This is a genomic window from Vibrio sp. TBV020, assembly GCF_046056895.1.
GTDB lineage: Bacteria > Pseudomonadota > Gammaproteobacteria > Enterobacterales > Vibrionaceae > Vibrio.
This window is the reverse complement of sequence record NZ_JBEEAQ010000003.1, coordinates 2,522,047-2,541,952: the sequence shown is the minus strand read 5'-3', so window position 1 is coordinate 2,541,952 and position 19,906 is coordinate 2,522,047. Positions and strand designations below refer to the sequence as shown.

At 43.5% G+C, this 19,906-nt stretch carries 15 protein-coding genes; 13 read left to right on the top strand and 2 right to left on the bottom strand.

Annotated features, from left to right (window positions below):
• The first annotated feature begins 178 nt into the window (after positions 1–178).
• From AAFX28_RS19480 to AAFX28_RS19465, 4 genes are all read left to right on the top strand, one after another.
• Complete coding sequence (locus tag AAFX28_RS19480) at positions 179–1,909, top strand: solute:sodium symporter family transporter (RefSeq protein WP_408690116.1); 1,731 nt, start codon at positions 179–181, stop codon at positions 1,907–1,909.
• The gene (locus AAFX28_RS19475) at positions 1,881–2,912 is read left to right on the top strand and encodes a LacI family DNA-binding transcriptional regulator (RefSeq protein WP_408690114.1); all 1,032 of its coding nucleotides are present in this window, start codon (positions 1,881–1,883) and stop codon (positions 2,910–2,912) included. Before AAFX28_RS19480 ends, AAFX28_RS19475 begins: the two co-directional genes overlap by 29 nt.
• Before the next feature lie 254 nt (positions 2,913–3,166).
• Complete coding sequence (locus AAFX28_RS19470; protein ID WP_408690112.1) at positions 3,167–3,778, top strand: DUF2913 family protein; 612 nt, start codon at positions 3,167–3,169, stop codon at positions 3,776–3,778.
• 170 nt (positions 3,779–3,948) lie between these two features.
• Positions 3,949–5,415, top strand: coding sequence for a protein adenylyltransferase SelO (locus AAFX28_RS19465; RefSeq protein ID WP_408690110.1), 1,467 nt, complete (start codon positions 3,949–3,951; stop codon positions 5,413–5,415).
• Here the strand turns inward: AAFX28_RS19465 and AAFX28_RS19460 are convergent.
• Together AAFX28_RS19460 and AAFX28_RS19455 are read right to left on the bottom strand one after the other, a co-directional pair.
• Entirely contained in the window at positions 5,412–8,531 is a 3,120-nt protein-coding gene (locus tag AAFX28_RS19460; protein WP_408690108.1) for a response regulator, read from the bottom strand. The genes AAFX28_RS19465 and AAFX28_RS19460 overlap by 4 nt on opposite strands.
• A gap of 7 nt (positions 8,532–8,538) precedes the next feature.
• The gene (locus tag AAFX28_RS19455; RefSeq protein WP_408690106.1) at positions 8,539–9,504 is read right to left on the bottom strand and encodes an ABC transporter substrate-binding protein; all 966 of its coding nucleotides are present in this window, start codon (positions 9,502–9,504) and stop codon (positions 8,539–8,541) included.
• A gap of 203 nt (positions 9,505–9,707) precedes the next feature.
• On the opposite strand from AAFX28_RS19455, the gene AAFX28_RS19450 reads away from it, so the two are divergent.
• From AAFX28_RS19450 to AAFX28_RS19410, 9 genes are all read left to right on the top strand, one after another.
• Positions 9,708–10,430, top strand: a complete 723-nt coding sequence (locus AAFX28_RS19450; protein ID WP_408690105.1) for a response regulator — start codon at positions 9,708–9,710, stop codon at positions 10,428–10,430.
• Positions 10,420–11,874: an ATP-binding protein gene (locus AAFX28_RS19445; RefSeq protein ID WP_408690103.1), complete on the top strand. Its 1,455-nt coding sequence runs from the start codon at positions 10,420–10,422 to the stop codon at positions 11,872–11,874. The genes AAFX28_RS19450 and AAFX28_RS19445 overlap by 11 nt, the downstream gene beginning before the upstream one ends.
• 143 nt (positions 11,875–12,017) lie before the next feature.
• Positions 12,018–13,265: an ABC transporter substrate-binding protein gene (locus AAFX28_RS19440; protein WP_408690101.1), complete on the top strand. Its 1,248-nt coding sequence runs from the start codon at positions 12,018–12,020 to the stop codon at positions 13,263–13,265.
• 110 nt (positions 13,266–13,375) lie between these two features.
• A complete protein-coding gene (locus AAFX28_RS19435; RefSeq protein WP_408690099.1) occupies positions 13,376–14,299 on the top strand; it encodes a carbohydrate ABC transporter permease in 924 nt (307 codons plus the stop codon).
• The gene (locus AAFX28_RS19430) at positions 14,296–15,153 is read left to right on the top strand and encodes a carbohydrate ABC transporter permease (protein ID WP_408690098.1); all 858 of its coding nucleotides are present in this window, start codon (positions 14,296–14,298) and stop codon (positions 15,151–15,153) included. Before AAFX28_RS19435 ends, AAFX28_RS19430 begins: the two co-directional genes overlap by 4 nt.
• 5 nt (positions 15,154–15,158) lie before the next feature.
• Positions 15,159–16,274: an ABC transporter ATP-binding protein gene (locus tag AAFX28_RS19425; protein WP_408690096.1), complete on the top strand. Its 1,116-nt coding sequence runs from the start codon at positions 15,159–15,161 to the stop codon at positions 16,272–16,274.
• Positions 16,275–16,690: 416 nt separating this feature from the next.
• The gene (locus tag AAFX28_RS19420) at positions 16,691–17,686 is read left to right on the top strand and encodes a TRAP transporter substrate-binding protein (RefSeq protein WP_408690094.1); all 996 of its coding nucleotides are present in this window, start codon (positions 16,691–16,693) and stop codon (positions 17,684–17,686) included.
• A gap of 99 nt (positions 17,687–17,785) precedes the next feature.
• On the top strand, positions 17,786–18,472 hold the full coding sequence (locus tag AAFX28_RS19415; RefSeq protein ID WP_408690092.1) for a TRAP transporter small permease: 687 nt from the start codon (positions 17,786–17,788) through the stop codon (positions 18,470–18,472).
• Between the two features lie 3 nt (positions 18,473–18,475).
• The gene (locus AAFX28_RS19410) at positions 18,476–19,837 is read left to right on the top strand and encodes a TRAP transporter large permease (RefSeq protein WP_408690090.1); all 1,362 of its coding nucleotides are present in this window, start codon (positions 18,476–18,478) and stop codon (positions 19,835–19,837) included.
• Positions 19,838–19,906: the final 69 nt, after the last annotated feature.

Here is a 19,906-nt window from a genome sequence, read left to right as displayed (position 1 = left end):
TTTAATTTCGTAGCGCTACGATCTCAACTGCAAAAAAACAATAATGAGATCCCTATCAAGAAACCTGGAACGTGAACCAGCTTTTATTGTTTTAAGTCAATTTTCCAACGGAAATAGGGTGAGATACCCGAAAAATGTAGGTATTTTCCTCCGAAACGCTATCAAATTGGTACTTTTAATGAGTCAGTCACTTTTTATTACATTTAGCTTTTTGCTCTTCACAGTAATTGTATCGCTATATTCTTATAGGAAAACAAAAGGAATTAGTGAAGAGGGTGTGTCCGGTTTTTTCTTAGCTGGCAGGGGGTTATCGGCATATTTCATTGTGGGTTCGCTGCTGTTGTCTAATTTATCTGCCGAGCAACTTATTGGTTTGAATGGTAATGCATACCGATTTGATATTAGTGGTATGGCTTGGGAAAGTACCGCAGCAATAGCCACTATCATCATGGCGTTGTTCTTTCTTCCTCGATACTTAAAACGAGGGTTAACCACCATTCCTGAATTTCTGGAAGAACGCTTTGATGCTCATACCCGTCGTATGATCAGCGTCATGTGCCTAATTGGTTATGTCATTATGGCTAATCCAGTGAGTCTCTATCTTGGCTCTATCACCATCGAAAAGATGTTCCATATACAGGAGATGGTAAACATTGATTATTTTTGGGTTATTGCAGGCCTTTCATTGGCGATGGGTGCTGTCGGTGGTTTATATGCCGCGATTGGTGGGCTAAAAGCGGTTGCGATTTCAGATACGATTAATGGAATTCTGTTGTTGCTCGCTTCATTACTGATACCAATCCTTGGACTGATGATGTTAGGTGATGGCAATGCACTAGAGGGAATACAAGAGTTAATTGAGAGCAACCCTGAGCAACTTAATGCTATTGGTGATGAAGACAGCAGTGTGCCTTTTTCAACCATTTTTACCGGCATGATTGCAGCGAACTTATTCTACTGGTGTACCAACCAAATGATCATTCAACGTACCCTTGGTGCCAAATCTCTCTCTGAGGGGCAAAAAGGGGTGTTGTTTGCGGGCTCTATCAAATTAATTGTGCCTATTGTGATGGTTCTACCTGGATTGATCGCCTTTAAAATTTACGGTGATAGTCTCGAGTTACCTGATTTGGCATACCCGACATTAGTTAAGTTGATTCTACCTTGGTGGTTGACTGGCCTGTTTGCAGCAGCGTTATTTGGTACGGTGATTAGCCATTTCAATAGTATTGTAAATGCGAGCGCAACCTTGTTCGCTCTCGATTTTTATCGCCCACTAATGAAATGTAATGATGAAAAGAAATTGGTGAAAGTCGGCAAAATCACGTCACTGGGCTTTGCTTTAATTTCTATTATCATTTCTCCGTTATTGCTTGAATTTCCAAGTGGAATTTTTGACTTGTTACGTCGATTCACAGGCTTCTACAACATTCCTGTCATTGCTATCGTTTTGGTTGGTTTTTTAACGACTAGGGTTCCTGCAAAAGCGGCTAAATTTATCTTACCTTTTCATATCGTAGTGTATAGCGCTTACAACTTTATCTTTAAAGACGCGATTTCTGTTCATTATATCCACCTTATGGGTATCCTATTTATCCTAGAAATCGCCATTATGCTGTTGATTGGTTACCTTTCACCAAGTCACTCTTATGTAGAAAAACAAAGCAAACCTCAGATCCCTATGGCGAAATGGCGCTATGCCGAAGCTTATAGTGTATTTATGGTCGCTGCATTGGTTCTCATTTATGTTACGCTATCGCCACTTGGTGTTGCTAACCCTAATGGGGTACCAGTAACTTATCCATACTTAGTTGCAGCCATTGTAGCTTGTGCAACTGTGATTATTGTTAAACTCGTTAAGTCTTCAGGTTTACGTCCTTATGCGAAAAAAAGCCACTCAAACTGTTAAAATTGAAGATGTTGCACTTCATGCAAGCGTCTCTCCGTCGACAGTTTCTCTCTACATTCGAAAGCCCGAAAAGGTTTCAAAGAAAACTGGCGATAAAATTCAAAAATCGATCGATGAACTTGGCTATGTGTACAATAAAATTGCTAGCCAATTTACCGGCAGTAAAAGTAAGAGTATTTCAATTGTCGTCCCATCTATCTCGAATGAAGTGATTGGGGACATTTTGCAAAAGCTCGAAGAGTTAGTGAGCAAAGAGGGCTTCCAATTAAAAATTGCATCTCATGACCACAATCTTGAAAAAGAAGAAGAACAGGTTAGATCGATGTTAGAGTGGTCGCCTTCAGTGCTCATTGTTACGGGTAAAGAGCATACTGAAGCAACGTCAAAGATGCTCGATAGTACGACGACATCGGTGATCCAGTTCCTAGATCTAGGTGGCGACATTAGCCTACAAGTAGGTTTAAACCATGAACGTTCAGGGTATGACACGACGAAATATTTGCTTGAGTCTGGCTGTAAGAAAGTAGCGTATTTTACCACTCGTTTCGATGACGATATCCGAGCACAAACTCGCTATAGTGGGTACTGTGCTGCGTTGAAAGAGCAAGGGGTAGATCACGAACCTTTGTTGATCGATATACCTTATACAAGAAATACGTATGAAGACACTCGTCGTTATTTTTCTCAAGCGGTTTCCAACCACAGGGGTATAGATGGCATAGTGGCAACCAATGACGCGATTGGAATTGGTGTATTGCTAGAATCAGGACATAGAGGTATAGCAATTCCGCAACAGCTTAGTGTGATTGGGTTCGGTGATTTTTCAATAAGTTCATGTTTAGCGCCGATCTCTTTATCTAGCGTCAGCCTCAACAGCGGTAAAGTCGCGGAAGAATTGGCTAGAATGTCGATTGAGTGTTATCACAATCAAGTTAACCCTAACTCGATAGTAGACACTGGGTATAGAATTATTCCTAGAGATTCCACCAAGCTTATCTACTAGTAAAGACAGAGTGTTTCTGAGTTGGCCTCAGTAATCATCAATACAGAGGCCTTTTTAATCGTTGTGTTTATAAGATGTTTAGATAAAACATAATACATACACGATTTGCTCAGAGCCTCATCACGGTAATGATATAAACTCTTACACTGTATTAACCTTCTTCTGTACATAAGGTGAGCTTTTCGGTAGCATTGCGTTCCTTCAAGAACCACCGAATTGACTCGGTTCGAAGTTAGTACCAACGTTCAGGCACCATGCGCAGTATCCATACTAAAATTAAACCCGAGTTTGAACCTTTACTGGCTGAACTTGCTCTCCATGCGTTGTTACATTTACGCACCAACCATTCAGGGAAAACACTGTCGAGAAAGTCTCGTTCTGACATTAATGACATCCTCTCTGCTTGGCTAAACAAAGCTGCGAATAGTAAAAAGTACAAACCTTTTAAGAAGAAAGTACGTTCGTTGGTTAGCCATGCTAGGGCGCAACGTTTAGATATTGAGTCGATGTTAGAGAACCTTCTTACACCAGTAGAAGGGGATGAACTTCCGCATTTAGATAGCTTTTTACTGTTAGTAAACATGCTTGAGAAAGAACTAAATACGACAGTATTAGTATCGAGCCCAGAGAAAGTCGATCTGAAACATAATAGTAAAGGCTGTTTACTCTGTGTGCTCTCTCAAGATCTGAACGCGCATTTTAATAATCGAAATCGTCTTGTCGCTGACATCTCTATGTTATTTCGGGGCACGAATGGCGAAAGGCACAGCTTTTTACGTACTATTTACTCTTCTTCGTTGTTTGACCATAAGATCGAGTTTGAAGATGGAGACTTTGTCCGAATCTCTCTCGGATTGCGTAAGTAGCGCAGGTATTGAATTAAGAAAAGTGGCTCAAAAGGCCACTTTTTTCGTATTAAGAGTCTGTAAATTCTCGTTACTGCTCAGACGGTTTATTTCGCAGGCTTCTTATAGGCTAGATTTATTCAGTAGGCTTGTGCTAGTTTCAGTTGTTAAATTCTGTTAATGGTTTGTATATGTCCGCGGCAATCAATCTTTCACATCGTTTTGTCAATCTACCAAATAGTTTCTATAGCTTGGTTCAGCCCCAGCCTCTCGATAACACCGAGTGGGTTGCATGGAACCAAAACCTTGCCGTACAGTTTGGCCTGCCTGTTACTGCACCGAGTGGCGAACTGAAAAACTTGCTATCTGGTGAGGGGGTAGATGAAAGCTTTCCGTCTCTGGCAATGAAGTACGCGGGCCACCAGTTTGGTGTTTACAATCCTGACTTAGGCGACGGGCGTGGATTGTTGTTAGGTGAGTTGAAAGACAATAACAATCAACTGTTTGATCTGCATATTAAAGGTGCGGGACTAACACCCTATTCGCGTATGGGCGATGGCCGCGCGGTTTTAAGATCAACCATTCGCGAATATCTATGTAGTGAAGCGATGGCTGGGCTCGGTATTCCTACCACGAGAGCACTTGGGATGCTTGTCAGTGACACGCCGGTTTATCGTGAAAAGGGTGAGCAAGGCGCTTTGTTACTGCGAGTCGCGACAACTCATATTCGCTTTGGCCACTTTGAACATTTCTTCTATACCAATCAACTTGCAGAGCAAAAACTGCTCGCCGATAAAGTTATTGAATGGTACTGGCCTGAGTGTCTTGAACACGATAAGCCTTATGGTGTGATGTTCAATAAGATTGTTGAGCGCACCATGGAAATGATCGCATTATGGCAAGCGTATGGCTTTGCCCATGGTGTGATGAATACTGACAACATGTCGATCGTTGGCGAGACGTTTGACTACGGGCCTTTCGGATTCTTGGATGACTATGAGCCGGGTTATATTTGTAATCACTCCGATTACCAAGGTCGCTATGCGTTTGATCAGCAACCTAGGATTGGACTATGGAACTTGTCTGCTCTGGCACATAGCCTGTCACCACTTATCGACAAGGAAGATCTCGAGCAAGCGTTAGCTCAATATGAACCGCTACTCGGCCAACAGTTCAGTCGTTTGATGCGATCAAAGCTTGGGCTGACAAACAAGCAAGAAGGCGATACGAAACTCTTCGCGTCTATGTTTGAAGTCTTGCATCAAAACCGCGTCGATTACACTCGATTTATGCGCGAGCTATCTAATCTCGATTACAAAGATAGCAGCGTTGTATGCGACTTATTTGTTGATAGGGATGCTGCCAATCAATGGCTAGCTTTGTACTTAGAACGCTGCAAACAAGAATGTGATGACCAGGGTAATGTGATTACTGCCGCACAGCGATGTGAACAGATGCGTAAGGTTAACCCTAAATACATTCTGCGTAACTATCTTGCTCAATTGGCCATTGATAAAGCGGAACAAGGTGACTATTCCGAAGTTCATCAATTGGCAAAATTACTGAGCACTCCTTACGATGAACAGCCAGACATGGACGCTTACGCTAATTTGCCACCTGAATGGGGTAAAAAAATGGAAATCAGCTGCTCTTCTTAACTTGCAGGACTCCAAGCAATCAATTTTTCTTTCAATAGGCTCCGGTTTAATGGCTTGGTTAAAAAGTCATTCATGCCGGCGCTTTTACATGCTTGGCGATCACTTTCCATCGCATTCGCTGTCATTGCAATGATAGGGATGTTTCTTACTTGTTCACCACTCTCGCCATTGCGAATTCGGTGGGTGGCTTCGTAACCATCCATTTCGGGCATTTGGCAATCCATCAATACAATATCGAAATGTTCAGGCCCTGATAGGGTACTAAGAGCTTCTTTACCGTTGTTGGCGATAGTAGTGCTCAGCCCCATTTTGTGTAAAACACCAGTGATGACAATTTGGTTTACTCGGTTATCTTCAACGACCAATAGCTTTAATTCCTTATCTAGCTCGGCTTCAGGCAAGGGTTCTGATTCCATTGCAGACAAGTAGTTGTGAGTGATGAGGTTCTCACCTGGTGAAAAATCAGGGCTTGCGATAACTTTCAATGCATTAAACAAATCAACGGTCGTGGCTGGTTTGACGAAGTAACCACTGAAGCCATAGGTTTGGAACGCGTTCTGTTGAGAGATGGCTTCAATTGAGGTCATCATAATAAGCTTAATGGACTCTGTAATAGGGTTACTATTGAGTTTTTCACTCAGTTCTAGACCATTGATATCGGGCATCTGCATATCTAAAAAAGCGATATCAAACATTGGAAGGTCATCATCTTTTCGTCTTTCGCACAGCTCAATAGCTTCTTCTGCGCTAGACGCAGCAATCACTTTTGCTCCCCAATGTTGTAACTGGCGTACAATCGCTTCTTGGTTTATCGCATTATCGTCAACGACCAGAATATTAAGCAGTGAGATGTCGACTGATGGGATGACTTGTGTCGATTGATTAGATTTACCCACTAAGATGTGGAACGAAAATTCACTCCCTTTTCCGACCTCGCTATTAACTGTGATTTCACCGCCCATAATTTGGCAAAGGCGTTCAACGATAGCTAAACCTAGCCCTGTGCCACCGTAACGGCGAGTGGTTGAAGCATCCACTTGGCTAAACTTATCAAACAAAGAATCAAGCCTGTTTTCTGGAATGCCTATCCCCGAATCTTTAATAGAGGCGTGTAACTTCCATTGCTGATCACTGTACTCTTCAAGTCGTACACTAATGACGACTTCACCTTTTTCGGTAAACTTTAAAGCGTTACTGACTAAATTGGCAAAAATCTGCCGAATTCGAGTACTGTCCGCTAAAATCATCGAGTGCTCGACTTCGACCATATCCAAAATGATTTCAACATTTGGGTTAGTCAAGCTAACCGCCATGGCTTCGGCAAAATCGCCAAGCATATGTCTTAAATTGAAGTGCTGACTTTCAAGCTCAAGCTTGTCCGCATCGATTTTCGAGAAATCCAGAATGTCATTAAGTAAGGAAAGCAAAGATAGAGCGCTGCTATGAGCAAGGTAAGCTTGGTGCGATTGTGAAGTATTGAGGTCATTTTCAAGTAAGAGGTCTAACATACCTATGATGCCATTCATTGGCGTTCGGATCTCATGGCTCATTACCGCTAAGAATTCACTTTTTGAATTAGCGGCGTCCTCGGCTTGTTCTTTGGCTGCAATCAGAGCATTTTCCGCATCTTTTTGTTTGGAGACATCTTTAATTACCCCTGAGTAGATAACGCCATCACTGGTCTCTACTTTTGCGATGGATAACAGAATAGGAAACAATTCACCTTCTTTGGTTACTGCCTGAAACTCTCTTCCAAGCCTTCCGTCTTTATCCTTTACACCAATGATTTTACTGCGTCCTGTTGCATTATGTTGGTCGATGAAAGCTTGATGCATAGATGCGTACTTTTTAGGCATCAAATTTTCTACTGGCATTCCGATCGCTTCTTGCTCTAAATAGCCGAACATTAGTTGAGCGGCTTGGTTGAAGCTTAGGATTTTGCCTCTTTGGTTAATGGTGATGATGCCGTCAGCCGCGGTATCTAAAATGGCTTCAAGTTTTTGGCTGACAAGCCTTTGGTTCGCTTCAGAATCTTGTTTGAGTTTTATCTCTTCGTCCAGCCTTTGGATTGAGATCGTGTTGCTGTTGATGCGCTGGAGTAATTGATTGATGGTGGAGGCGATGGAGTGTGCTTCAGGGCTGGAGAAATCAGGTAATCTTTGTTCTGGACTGTTTGAGCTAAGTTTATGAATGTGTGAGTTGAGCTTATTTAAAGGCTGGACGATTAACGCTCTTAATGAGCCCCACAGTGCTATTGCGAGGACTGCGGCCGATAAAGAAAAGATGATAAGCATCGTCTTTTTTATGGCATCTATGCTACTCAGAGCTTTATCACCGTCAAAGGTTACGGATAAAAGATAGTTAGCTTTGCCAAAAAACATATCTTTTTCAGCGCTTAACGTTCTGGTCGGTAAAGTACTGCGGCTAACACTCAATGGACTAATATCACTAAACTCGTCGGAAAGGCTGATGTTTAAAATGGGGTAAAATGCATTTTCCAGTCGGATGTATGTAGCATTGAGTAAATCCATCATGCTGGCTTCCCAATCAAATGATAAAACGGTCCAGCCAATGACTTGGTCACGAAATAGAATCGGGCTGACGACCCATTGTGATATAGCTCCTCGTTGGGCGCCCGATAAAAAAGGATCTTGACCGGGGGTACTGATGATCGTGCTGCGAGTGAACAAGGGGTGAAAATTGGGGTGGGTATCTAACTTCTCATAGAGCCATTGCTCTCCATTAAACTTCTCTTTCTGATAGTTGACGGTTGAGGTTGAAAACACGTATCCCTCATAGTCGACAATAAAAATGTAGTTAACGAAGGCACTATTTTTTATGGAGTCATTGAGCTCTTGAGCTACCCCTCTATTTATTCCAAGGTCTAGCGCTTTGATGACAGTGCGGTTTTGTGCGTTGAGGTTAGCAATTGAGGTCACTTTTTGGTTATAGCCATCAATGATCCCTTCAGCAAGTTCAAGTGAGCCGTTGAGTTGTTGATGGGCGTTGTAGCGAATTGTTCGCTCGGAAAACCCAGAAATGTAGTAACCCGCTCCCAAGAAAATACATAGGGTAAGTAGCGTAATAATGCCCAGTAATTTTTGTGTCAGACTCATCACTTACTCAATACCACTGAAAGTTGAATACGGAGAGTTTTTCAGTATCAATACCTAACCGTTCAACACTTTTGCGATTGATGAGGAAAGTTGGTTGATCTTGCAAACTAGATTGTAAGTGCCTTGGCTCTTTGTTATTCAAGAGAATATCAGCGGCCATATAGCCTGACTGTTTACCCAGCTGATAAAAGTCAGCGACGGGTCCAAACGTCGCGCCTTGCTGAATCCCGGCTTTGTTTGAGCTCAAAATTGGAATGTTGGACTTATTGGCAATCGAAATTAAGGTTTCTTCACCGCCATTTTGCAACAAGGTGTCAGTCGTTGTAATGAACAAGTCAACGTCGTTGGTAATGTCGGTTGCTTGCGCCTCAAGTTCGTCTAGGTTGTTTACTTCAATATCGTTAACGCTGATGTTTTTCCTCTTTAAAAGGCGAATCAAATTCGAGGCTTGTATCTTTGAATTGGGCTCGCCTTTACGGTGAAAAATTGCGGCAGATTGGGTTTGTGGCACCAGTAATTCAATCAACTGAATATAGTGCTGTAGGGCGATGTAGTTACTTGTGCCGACTAGGTTGTTGCCTGAGTATTCAAATGAATCAATCAACCCAGAATCCGCAGGGTAGGTGACGATGGAAAATACGATAGGGGTGGTGTCAGGAAACGTGCGCTTAACAATGATGGTACCGGGAGTGGTTAATGAATAAACAAGGTCGACTTTTTGCTCTAACATCGACAGTGCGGATTGCTCTTGAATTTGTTTATCACTCGAAGTCTGCCCTTCAATGAAAATGACGTTAGCTAAATCAATTCCGCGCTCTGAAAGTCCATCTTTAAATCCTTGCACGTTTTCTGGGTAGCCGGTCCATGTGGCTAGACCAATTTTGTAAGCAGGAGCAGCGTATGAAGGATAAGACAGAGCAAAAATCAAAAATGTTGAGACAAAAGAACGGAATAGATTTATACCGATTCTCATTACATCACCTAGCGCATTGGTTTGTATTTATTCGTTTAGCTTAGACGGAAAGCGACACTTTTGATGAGTTTATATTGCTATTTTTGTTAATGAGATGTGACTTGTGTCCGCTAGGAATTCAAATTCTGGGTATTAGGTTGTCAATGAATATTGGATAAGTGATTAAACTCGCTTTATAAATCTAAGTAGTAATAGGTAAAGGTATGACAGCTAAGGTTCTCGTTGTCGATGACGATCAAGAAATTTGTGAGTTGTTAGAAGAGTATCTCACGAAGCAAAGCTACCAAGTGAGTACGGTCAATGATGGTGAGCAGATGAAAGCTGCCATTGATCAACATGGGTATCCCGACCTTATTTTGCTGGATGTGATGTTACCTGGAGATGATGGCTTTACCTTATGCCAACAGATCCGTCGTCAATCCTCTGTACCTATTATTATGCTAACGGCAGTCTCTGATGATACCGACCAAATCATCGGTCTTGAGATTGGGGCGGATGATTATATTGCCAAACCATTTAACCCCCGCCATCTTAATGCCCGCATTAAAGCGGTGCTTCGCCGTGTTACTCAATCCGAAGAGTTACCAGCAAGCTCTACTGCAAAAAGTATTGTGTTTGGGGATTGGCAACTAGACCCATTAGCCCATCGTATAACGCATATGGATAGTAACCAGAGTCATGATCTCTCTGGGAGCGACTTTGCTTTGCTGATGCTGTTCTTAAAGCGACCGAATGAGGTTCTCGATCGAGATACCATCTCTTTTGCCACCCGTGGGCGTGAAGCCTTGCCTTTTGAGCGGGGGATTGATGTACAACTGAGTCGTCTTCGACAGCGGCTAGGGGACAGTGCGCGATTCCCACACTACATAAAAACGATGCGAGGTAATGGGTATATTCTGGCGGTACCGGTGAGCTATGAGCAATAAATCATGGTTTTCAATATTTAAACCTAATTCTCTTGTCGGTCGTACCCTAGGTTTGACTCTACTTGCGGTAATTTTGGCGCAAGGTGTTGCGACCAGCATTTGGTACACCGAGTCAAAACAAAAAGAGCTTGCGGGAATACGAGACGCCTCCGAAAGCATGGCGAATATGTTTGCTTCCACTGTGACTTTCTTCCAGTCACTACCGGTCAAATATCGCCATATCGTGCTAGACCAAATTCGCAATATGGGCGGTACTCGATTCTTTGTTTCTTTTAATAAAGAGCAGCTGATTGTGGAGCCGATCAAAGATACACCGTTAAAGTTGGCCTCGATTGACTCAATTGAAAAGGTGTTGGAGAACAAGTTACGTAAAGCGGAAAGTATCTCAGTGGACTTTTCTCACCCTGATAACCTACGCCTGCTTAAAAACGATATCTACCTGCATGATCTGCCCAAGTCATGGGCGCACCACACATTGACGTTGAAGCCAATTGACCCGCCGATTCTGGTGGTACAGATTGAGCTCGCTACTCATGAGTGGCTCTATATCGCAGCGTTATTGCCTGCCCCGTACGTCACCCTTGACGACACCTTGATTGGCCGAGAGCAAATACTTTTTCTCATCTTCTCAACCACGATCTTACTGGCGTTGACCTATTTGCTGGTGCGCAGGCAAGTTAAACCTCTAAAGCGGTTAGCAAAAGCGGCCAATGAAATGAGTATGGACATTGACCAAGCGCCACTTAAAGAAGAGGGAGCGAGTGAGCTTGTGACTGCAACGCGAGCATTTAATCGTATGCAGCAACGTATTCGCCGTTATGTCGCCGATCGAGAGCATCTGTTTTCAGCGATCTCTCATGACTTAAAGACACCGATTACGCGTTTACGACTTCGTGCAGAGTTGCTCGAAAGTGATCAAAAGCGTTCTAAGTTTAACCGCGATCTTGATGAGTTAGAGATGATGGTGAAAGGGGCATTACAGTGTGTAAGAGATACCGACTTACATGAAAATAATGCCTATATCGATCTCAATGAACTCATTACTTCTATTGTCGAGCCGTTAAACCAGTACCAACAGCAAGTCGTATTTACGCCCGCAGACATGGAGCCGATTGTGGCTAAGCCGCTTGCTATGAAACGAGTGCTAAGTAACTTAGTTGATAATGCAGTGAAGTATGGCATGAAAGCGAACATCGAAATCAGCACTGATGAAGAGTGGATTAAAGTGGTGATCTGCGATCAAGGGCCAGGCATACCAGAAGATAAGCTTGAAGCTGTGTTTGAACCTTATTTCCGCTTAGCGACAGATGATGACGGGCACGGTTTAGGCCTTGGAATCTGTCGTAATATTCTTCATGGACATGGCGGAGATCTCATTATTGATAACTTGCCTACTAAGGGGCTTCGCGCGCAAGTCTTTATTCCTTCTAGCTTAGAAGTCTAATGTAACATCGTTGTTACATTGTCTTTACGGTTTGTTTCAATCAAAAAATTCTATTTGGTTAGACTCGGTTTAGTACAAGCAAGAACGCTTGGGGTCATTGAGCTGTTGGCCTGAATGTCTAATCCAATACATGGAAGATAATAATGAAACTTAATAAAACCCTACTTACCTTATCCCTCCTTTCTGCTGCGAATGTTGCAAGTGCTGGCGAAGTTGAGGTGCTTCACTGGTGGACTGCTGGCGGTGAAGCGAAATCAGCGGCTGTGCTAAAAGATATGCTTGAGCAGCAAAACCATACTTGGAAAGACTTTGCGGTTGCTGGTGGCGGCGGTGAATCGGCAATGACGGTTTTAAAAACTCGTGCTGTATCAGGTAACCCACCGTCGGCTGCGCAGATCAAAGGCCACGATATTCAGGAGTGGGGCGGTTTAGGCTTCTTAACATCTCTTGATAGCACTGGTAAGCAAGAGAACTGGGATGAAATCCTACCTTCTGTCGTAACCAAAGTAATGAAGTTTGATGGTGAGTACGTTGCGGTACCTGTAAACGTACACCGCGTTAACTGGATTTGGGCGAACCCAGAAGTATTGAAAAAATCAGGTGTTGAGCTTCCAACAACGCTTGATGAGTTCTTTGTTGCAGCAGAGAAAATTAAAGCAGCAGGTTATGTTCCGCTAGCGCACGGTGGCCAGCCTTGGCAAGACGCAACTGTATTTGAAGCGGTAGCGCTTGATGTGTTAGGCAGTGAAGATTACAACAAAGCGTTTGTCGACTTAGATATGAGCGTGTTGTCTGGTGACAAAATGGTGGAAGTGTTCACCAAATTCCAAAAGATTCGTGACTATATTGACGCGAACTCACCAGGCCGTGACTGGAACGTAGCAACGTCTATGGTTATCAATGGCGAAGCGGCAATGCAAATCATGGGTGACTGGGCGAAAGGTGAGTTTACCGCTGCAGGTAAAGTGCCGGGTAAAGATTACATCTGTGCCCCTGCTCCAGGTACTAACGGTCAATTTACTTTCAACATCGACAGCTTCGCATTCTTTGAGCTGAGTGATAAAGACAATCAAAAAGCGCAGCAAGACCTTGCTCGTACCATCCTAACTAAAGACTTCCAAGAAGTGTTCAACCTAAACAAAGGCTCTATCCCTGTACGTCTAGATATGGACATGGCTAAGTTCGACCAATGTGCATTGGATTCGATGGCCACTTTCAAAGCAAGTGCTAAGTCTGGTGATCTAGTGCCAAGTATGGCGCATGGTCTATCAACGACAAGCTACGCACAAGGTGCTATTTACGACGTAGTGACGAACTTCTTCAATGACGCTGATGCTGATCCACAGCAAGCTGCTCAAAAACTGGCGAAAGCAGTCAAAGCTGCCATCTAATCTTCGCTGGTATTAAACACCCCAAAGGGCGTTCAGGCTTGTGGGGAGCCTGTTCGCCCTTCCTTTACCCAATTGGATCTTAACTTGGGTTAATGACGTAAGGACTCGTTATGGAGCATGTTGTTAATCGGTATGAAAAGAAGTCGACAACTAAGCCAAACCTGGCTGACCGACTTCAACATTGGCTACCGAAAATCGTTCTTGCACCGACTGTCTTAGTGACCGTGGTTTGTATCTACGGCTACATATTTTGGACGGCGGCGCTCTCAATGACCAACTCCCGTTTTCTACCTAGTTTCAACTTTGTTGGCTTCGCTCAATATGAAAAGTTGATGGAAAACGATCGTTGGATCACCTCAATCACCAACCTTGGTATCTTTGGCCTACTGTTTATGGTTGTTGCAATAGGTCTTGGTGTAGGCCTTGCAATCTTGCTTGATCAAAACATCCGCCAAGAAGGGGCTATTCGTACTATCTATCTCTATCCTATGGCGCTGTCGTTTATCGTGACCGGTACGGCTTGGAAATGGATCTTAAACCCAGGTCTGGGTATCGAAAAGTTGATGCAGGATTGGGGATTCACAGACTTCAAATTCAACTGGTTAGTTGACTCTGATATGGCCGTGTACACATTAGTCATTGCTGCCGTGTGGCAATCATCCGGATTCGTTATGGCGATGTTCCTTGCAGGATTACGTGGTATCGACGCTTCAATTATTAAAGCAGCCCAAATCGATGGAGCGAGCTTACCGACCATTTATTGGCGAATCATTATGCCATGTCTAAGACCCGTATTTTTCAGCGCAGTGATTATTACGTCGCATATCGCGATTAAGAGCTTTGACCTTGTTACTGCGATGACAGCCGGTGGCCCAGGTTACTCTTCAGATTTACCGGCTCTGTTTATGTATGCACATTCCTTCACTCGTGGCCAAATTGGTTTAGGTGCTGCCAGTGCAATGATGATGCTTGCAGGTATTTTGGCGATTCTCGTGCCGTATCTTTATTCTGAACTGAGGGAGAAGAAGTCATGATGCAGAGTATCAATTTTTCTCGCTTGTTCATTTACTCAACCTTGGCGTTCTTCTGCCTTGTCTATCTGATGCCATTATTTGTCATGGTGATCACTTCATTTAAGACCCTGCCAGATATAAAAGCAGGCAACTTGATGAGTTTACCGACCGAGTGGGTGTTCGATGCATGGTTCAAAGCATGGGACAGCGCTTGTACAGGCGTGAAGTGTGAAGGTGTTAAAGGCTACTTCTGGAACTCGTTCCAAATGGTGATACCAGCAGTGGCAATTTCCACGCTACTTGGAGCATTTAACGGTTACGTTGTGACCAAATGGCGGTTCCGAGGATCAAATCTGTTCTTTAGCCTACTACTGTTTGGTTGTTTTATTCCGTTCCAAGTTGTTCTTTTACCAATGGCTACTGTGTTGGGTAAGTTAGGCCTTGCTAATACTACAGCGGGTCTGGTGATTGTCCATGTTATCTATGGTATGGCCTTTACTACGCTGTTCTTCCGTAACTTCTACATCAGTATTCCCGACGAGCTGGTTAAGGCAGCTAAGTTGGATGGCGCAGGCTTCTTCACGATCTTTTTCAAGATCCTGCTACCTATCTCAACGCCAATTATCATGGTGACGGTGATTTGGCAGTTTACCGCTATTTGGAATGACTTCTTGTTTGGTGTGGTTTATTCCGGCTCGGAAACACAGCCGATAACCGTAGCGTTGAATAACTTGGTTAACACCAGTACAGGCGTCAAAGAGTACAACGTCGATATGGCAGCAGCAATCATTGCAGCACTTCCTACCTTATTGGTTTATGTATTAGCAGGAAAATACTTTGTTCGCGGCTTAACAGCTGGGTCGGTAAAAGGATAATTATCATGGCAACACTAGAACTTAAACAGATCCGTAAAACCTATCCAAAAGCGGAACAAGAAACACTTAAAGGGATAGACATTAGCATCGATTCAGGGGAGTTCTTGATCTTGGTTGGACCGTCAGGTTGTGGCAAATCAACTTTGATGAATACCATTGCGGGTTTAGAGAACATCAGCTCAGGTGAAATTGTGATTGATGGTAACGATGTCTCAGTCGTTGAACCCAAAGATCGTGATATTGCAATGGTCTTTCAGTCTTACGCTCTGTACCCAAACATGACGGTGCGTGGCAATATCGAGTTTGGTCTAAAAATTCGTAAGATGCCGAAAGAGGATATTGATGCAGAGGTCAATCGCGTTGCCGAGATGCTACAAATAGACCACTTACTTGAGCGTAAGCCGTCGCAGTTATCTGGTGGTCAACGTCAACGTGTAGCAATGGGGCGCGCGTTAGCACGTCGACCTAAGTTGTATCTTTTTGATGAACCACTTTCTAACCTTGATGCAAAGTTGCGTGTTGAGATGCGCCATCAAATTAAGCGCCTTCATCAACAGTTGAATACAACGATTGTTTACGTTACCCATGACCAAATTGAAGCAATGACTTTAGCTGATCGCATTGCAGTGATGAAAGATGGAGAGCTGCAACAGCTCGGGACTCCGCAAGAGATTTACAATAAGCCTAATAATATGTTTGTGGCAGGCTTTATGGGGTCGCCGTCAATGAACTTTATTAAAACTATGGTCGACCTTGATGAGCATGATAAGCCAGTCATAAAAGTGAAGGGTGGTAATGGGCAAGAGCACCATATCAATTTACCTGCCTCTATGCGTGATCAAGATGGCAAAGAAGTGGTGATTGGTTTACGTCCAGAGCATATTACAGACAGTGAGAACCAAGACTCTTCTGCAACCACGAAGTTAGATCTAGCATTAGAAGTGCTTGAACCAACGGGGCCAGATACGATTGCGATGATTAAAGTAAATGAGCAAGAGGTCGCTTGTCGCTTGTCGCCAGAATTAGATGTGACCGCAGGGCAGATTGCTCCGCTTCATTTTGACCTTTCTAAGGCTGTGTTCTTTGATGCCGCGACTGAGCAACGCATTGAATTTCACTAATCAACAATATAATTGATATGTTTATTAGTAATCTGAAAAAACTCGACTAAGCTTAGAATCATAGCATGAAGCAAGTTTCATGCATTGTGAGTAGAGGTGGGCAGTCATGTCTCCTTATTGCTCACCTCATCTCTTGTAACGAAAATGGCAGCTTTTATAGCTGCCATTTGCTTTTCTATACCATTCATCGGTTTTCTAGTTAGGTATGAATTCACCCTTATTGATAAATATGATGGGTGGAAATCCCCCCAAATTATTCAGAGAAATGTGATGCTCAAATTTAACACTAACTAGTTTTTATTTAAGTTATTGAATTTTAAATTAATATTTAATCTGTGTATGTTGGCTTAGTTATTGCCCTTAGTTATGTATCAACACCCATTGATGGGGTTGTTCATTTAACAAGGAGAATAATAATGTTTAAGCCATTGACCCTACTATCTGCTTCGATTCTGGCTGTCACAAGTTTTAACGCTGCTGCTAATTGTGATCCAGGTGAAACGGTGATTAAGTTCAGTCACGTAACGAACACAGATAAGCACCCTAAAGGTATTGCGGCTTCATTACTTGAACAGCGTGTGAATGAGGAAATGGACGGAAAAATGTGTATGCAGGTTTTCCCGAACTCAACGCTATATGATGACAACAAAGTGCTAGAAGCATTGCTTAACGGTGACGTGCAACTTGCTGCCCCTTCTCTATCAAAATTTGAAAAGTTCACGAAAAAATACCGTATCTTTGACCTGCCATTCCTGTTTGAAGATGTTGAAGCCGTTGACCGCTTCCAGAACTCAGAATCAGGTGAGAAGCTGAAGAATGCAATGCGTCGTCGTGGTTTACAGGGCCTTGCTTTCTGGCATAACGGCATGAAGCAGATGTCGGCGAACAAACCTCTTATCTCTCCAGAAGATGCGAAAGGACTTAAGTTCCGTGTTCAAGCATCAGATGTATTGGTTGCTCAGTTTGAACAGTTAGGTGCTAACCCTCAGAAAATGTCGTTTAAAGAAGTGTACGGCGGCCTACAAACTAAAGTTATCGATGGTCAGGAAAATACTTGGTCAAACATTTACGGTAAGAAGTTCTTTGAAGTTCAAGACGGCATCACAGAAACCAACCACGGTATTTTGGACTACCTAGTTGTGACGTCTAAAGACTTTTGGAAAGGTCTACCAGATGATCAGCGTAATCAGCTAAACAAGATCATCCAAGAAGTAACTGCAACACGTAACGCCGAGTCTTCTCGTGTGAACCTTGCGAACAAAAACAACATCATCGAAGCCGGTGGCGAAGTTCGCTCGTTAACACCAGAGCAGCGTCAACAATGGGTGACGGCACTTCAGCCAGTTTGGAAGAAGTTCGAGAAAGACATCGGTTCTGATCTTATCGAAGCGGCACTCGCTTCAAATAAATAATAACAATAATCCCCCAAACTATTGGCCCTCTTAATACCTTGCTACCTGGGTATATCGGGAAGAGGGCCTTTCTTTACCCACGATAAAGTGAAGTAGCTTATGGAACAGTCAATTTTTGCCAGAATTGGGAAGGTGACGGACGCAATTGAGGAGACTCTCATCGCGTTCTTTTTAGGAGCAATGACCTTGCTCACTTTTGCCAACGTTATCTTTCGTTATGTGTTTAACGACAACATCTTATGGGCATTAGAGCTCACAGTATTTATGTTTGCCTGGATGGTATTGGTCGGTGCCTCGTATGGTGTGAAAAAACATTTTCATATCGGCGTTGATGTCGTTATCAACCTTGCACCTGAGCAACTGCGTAAGGTGTATGCAATCATCGCTGCGGCTTGTTGCTTAGCGTTCTCAATTTTGCTGCTGATTGGCTCTTGGAACTATTGGTATCCATTTGCGACTGATCGTGCTTGGTATGAAACTGATGATATTCCAATGCCGGAAATGTTCCAGTTTCTCGCTGACTGGTTAAATGAAGGCGAGCGCTATGAAAAATTGCCGCGCTTTATCCCTTATATGGCTTTGCCGATTGGCATGGCGTTGCTGACATTCCGTTTTGCTCAAATCACGCTGCAAATTCTCACTGGCAAACTCGACCGCTTAATTGCAGGCCATGAAGCAGAAGAAGAGTTAGAGGCTCTCAAAGAAGAGCTAAAAGATGCGGGTGAGGCGATGGAGCCGAAAAACCTGAGTAACACGAATAATAACGATAAGAGCAAGGAGAGCTAAACCATGGAAATCCTATTTTTATTTGTCATGGTGATTGGCTTCATGCTGGTGGGTGTTCCCATCGCTATATCACTTGGCCTATCGAGTATTATTTTCTTAATGCTTCATTCGGATGCTTCATTAGCATCGGTGGCACAAACATTATTTAATGCCTTTGCTGGGCACTACACTCTACTCGCTATTCCATTCTTCATCTTGGCGTCTAGTTTTATGTCGACCGGTGGCGTTGCGAAACGAATCATTCGATTTGCGATTGCAATGGTAGGTTGGTTCCGTGGTGGCTTAGCTATGGCTTCGGTTGTGGCTTGTATGATGTTCGCGGCTCTATCTGGTTCATCACCTGCGACTGTAGTTGCAATCGGTAGTATCGTTATTGCGGGTATGATCAAAAACGGCTATTCAAAAGACTTCGCCGCGGGTGTTATTTGTAATGCGGGTACGCTTGGCATTTTGATTCCTCCTTCAATTGTTATGGTGGTATACGCTGCAGCGACGGACGTATCTGTAGGGCGTATGTTCCTAGGCGGCGTTATCCCTGGTTTGTTGGCTGGTGTGATGTTGATGATCGCTATCTACATTGCTGCTCGAGTAAAAAATTTACCAAAGCAACCGTTTGTTGGTTGGAAAGAGATGTTTGACTCGGCAAAAGATGCCAGCTGGGGTCTGTTGCTGGTTGTGATCATCTTAGGTGGTATTTATGGCGGTATCTTCACGCCAACTGAAGCAGCAGCGGTAGCCGCGGTTTATTCATTTTTGATCGCCAACTTCATCTACAAAGATATGGGGCCTTTTGCGGATAAAGAGAACCGCAAACCAGCGCTGGTGAAAGTCATACAGGCCTTTGTTCATAAAGATACCAAACACACGCTATATGAAGCGGGTAAGCTGACGATCATGCTGCTGTTCATCATTGCCAACGCACTGATCTTGAAGCATGTGTTAACTGAAGAACGTATTCCTCAAATGATTACTGAGTCGATGCTTTCTGCAGGTCTTGGACCAATTACCTTCTTGATTGTAGTCAACGTGCTTCTTTTGATTGGTGGTCAGTTTATGGAGCCATCAGGCCTATTGATCATCGTCGCGCCTTTGGTATTTCCAATCGCGATTGCGCTGGGTATTGACCCTATTCACCTAGGTATCATGATGGTGGTGAACATGGAGATAGGCATGATTACGCCACCTGTGGGGCTTAACTTATTTGTAACTGCCGGGGTGGCTAAAATGTCGATGATGCAAGTCGTTAAAGCCGCATTGCCTTGGGTAGCGGTAATGTTCCTCTTCCTCATTATCGTGACTTACGTGCCTTGGGTTTCGACATGGCTTCCGACTACGCTTATGGGACCAGAGATAATAACTAAGTGATAAAATTGCTTTAAAGAGAAAGCCCCGGATAGGCAGTTATCCGGGGCTTTTTATTTGGGCAAGGGTAGG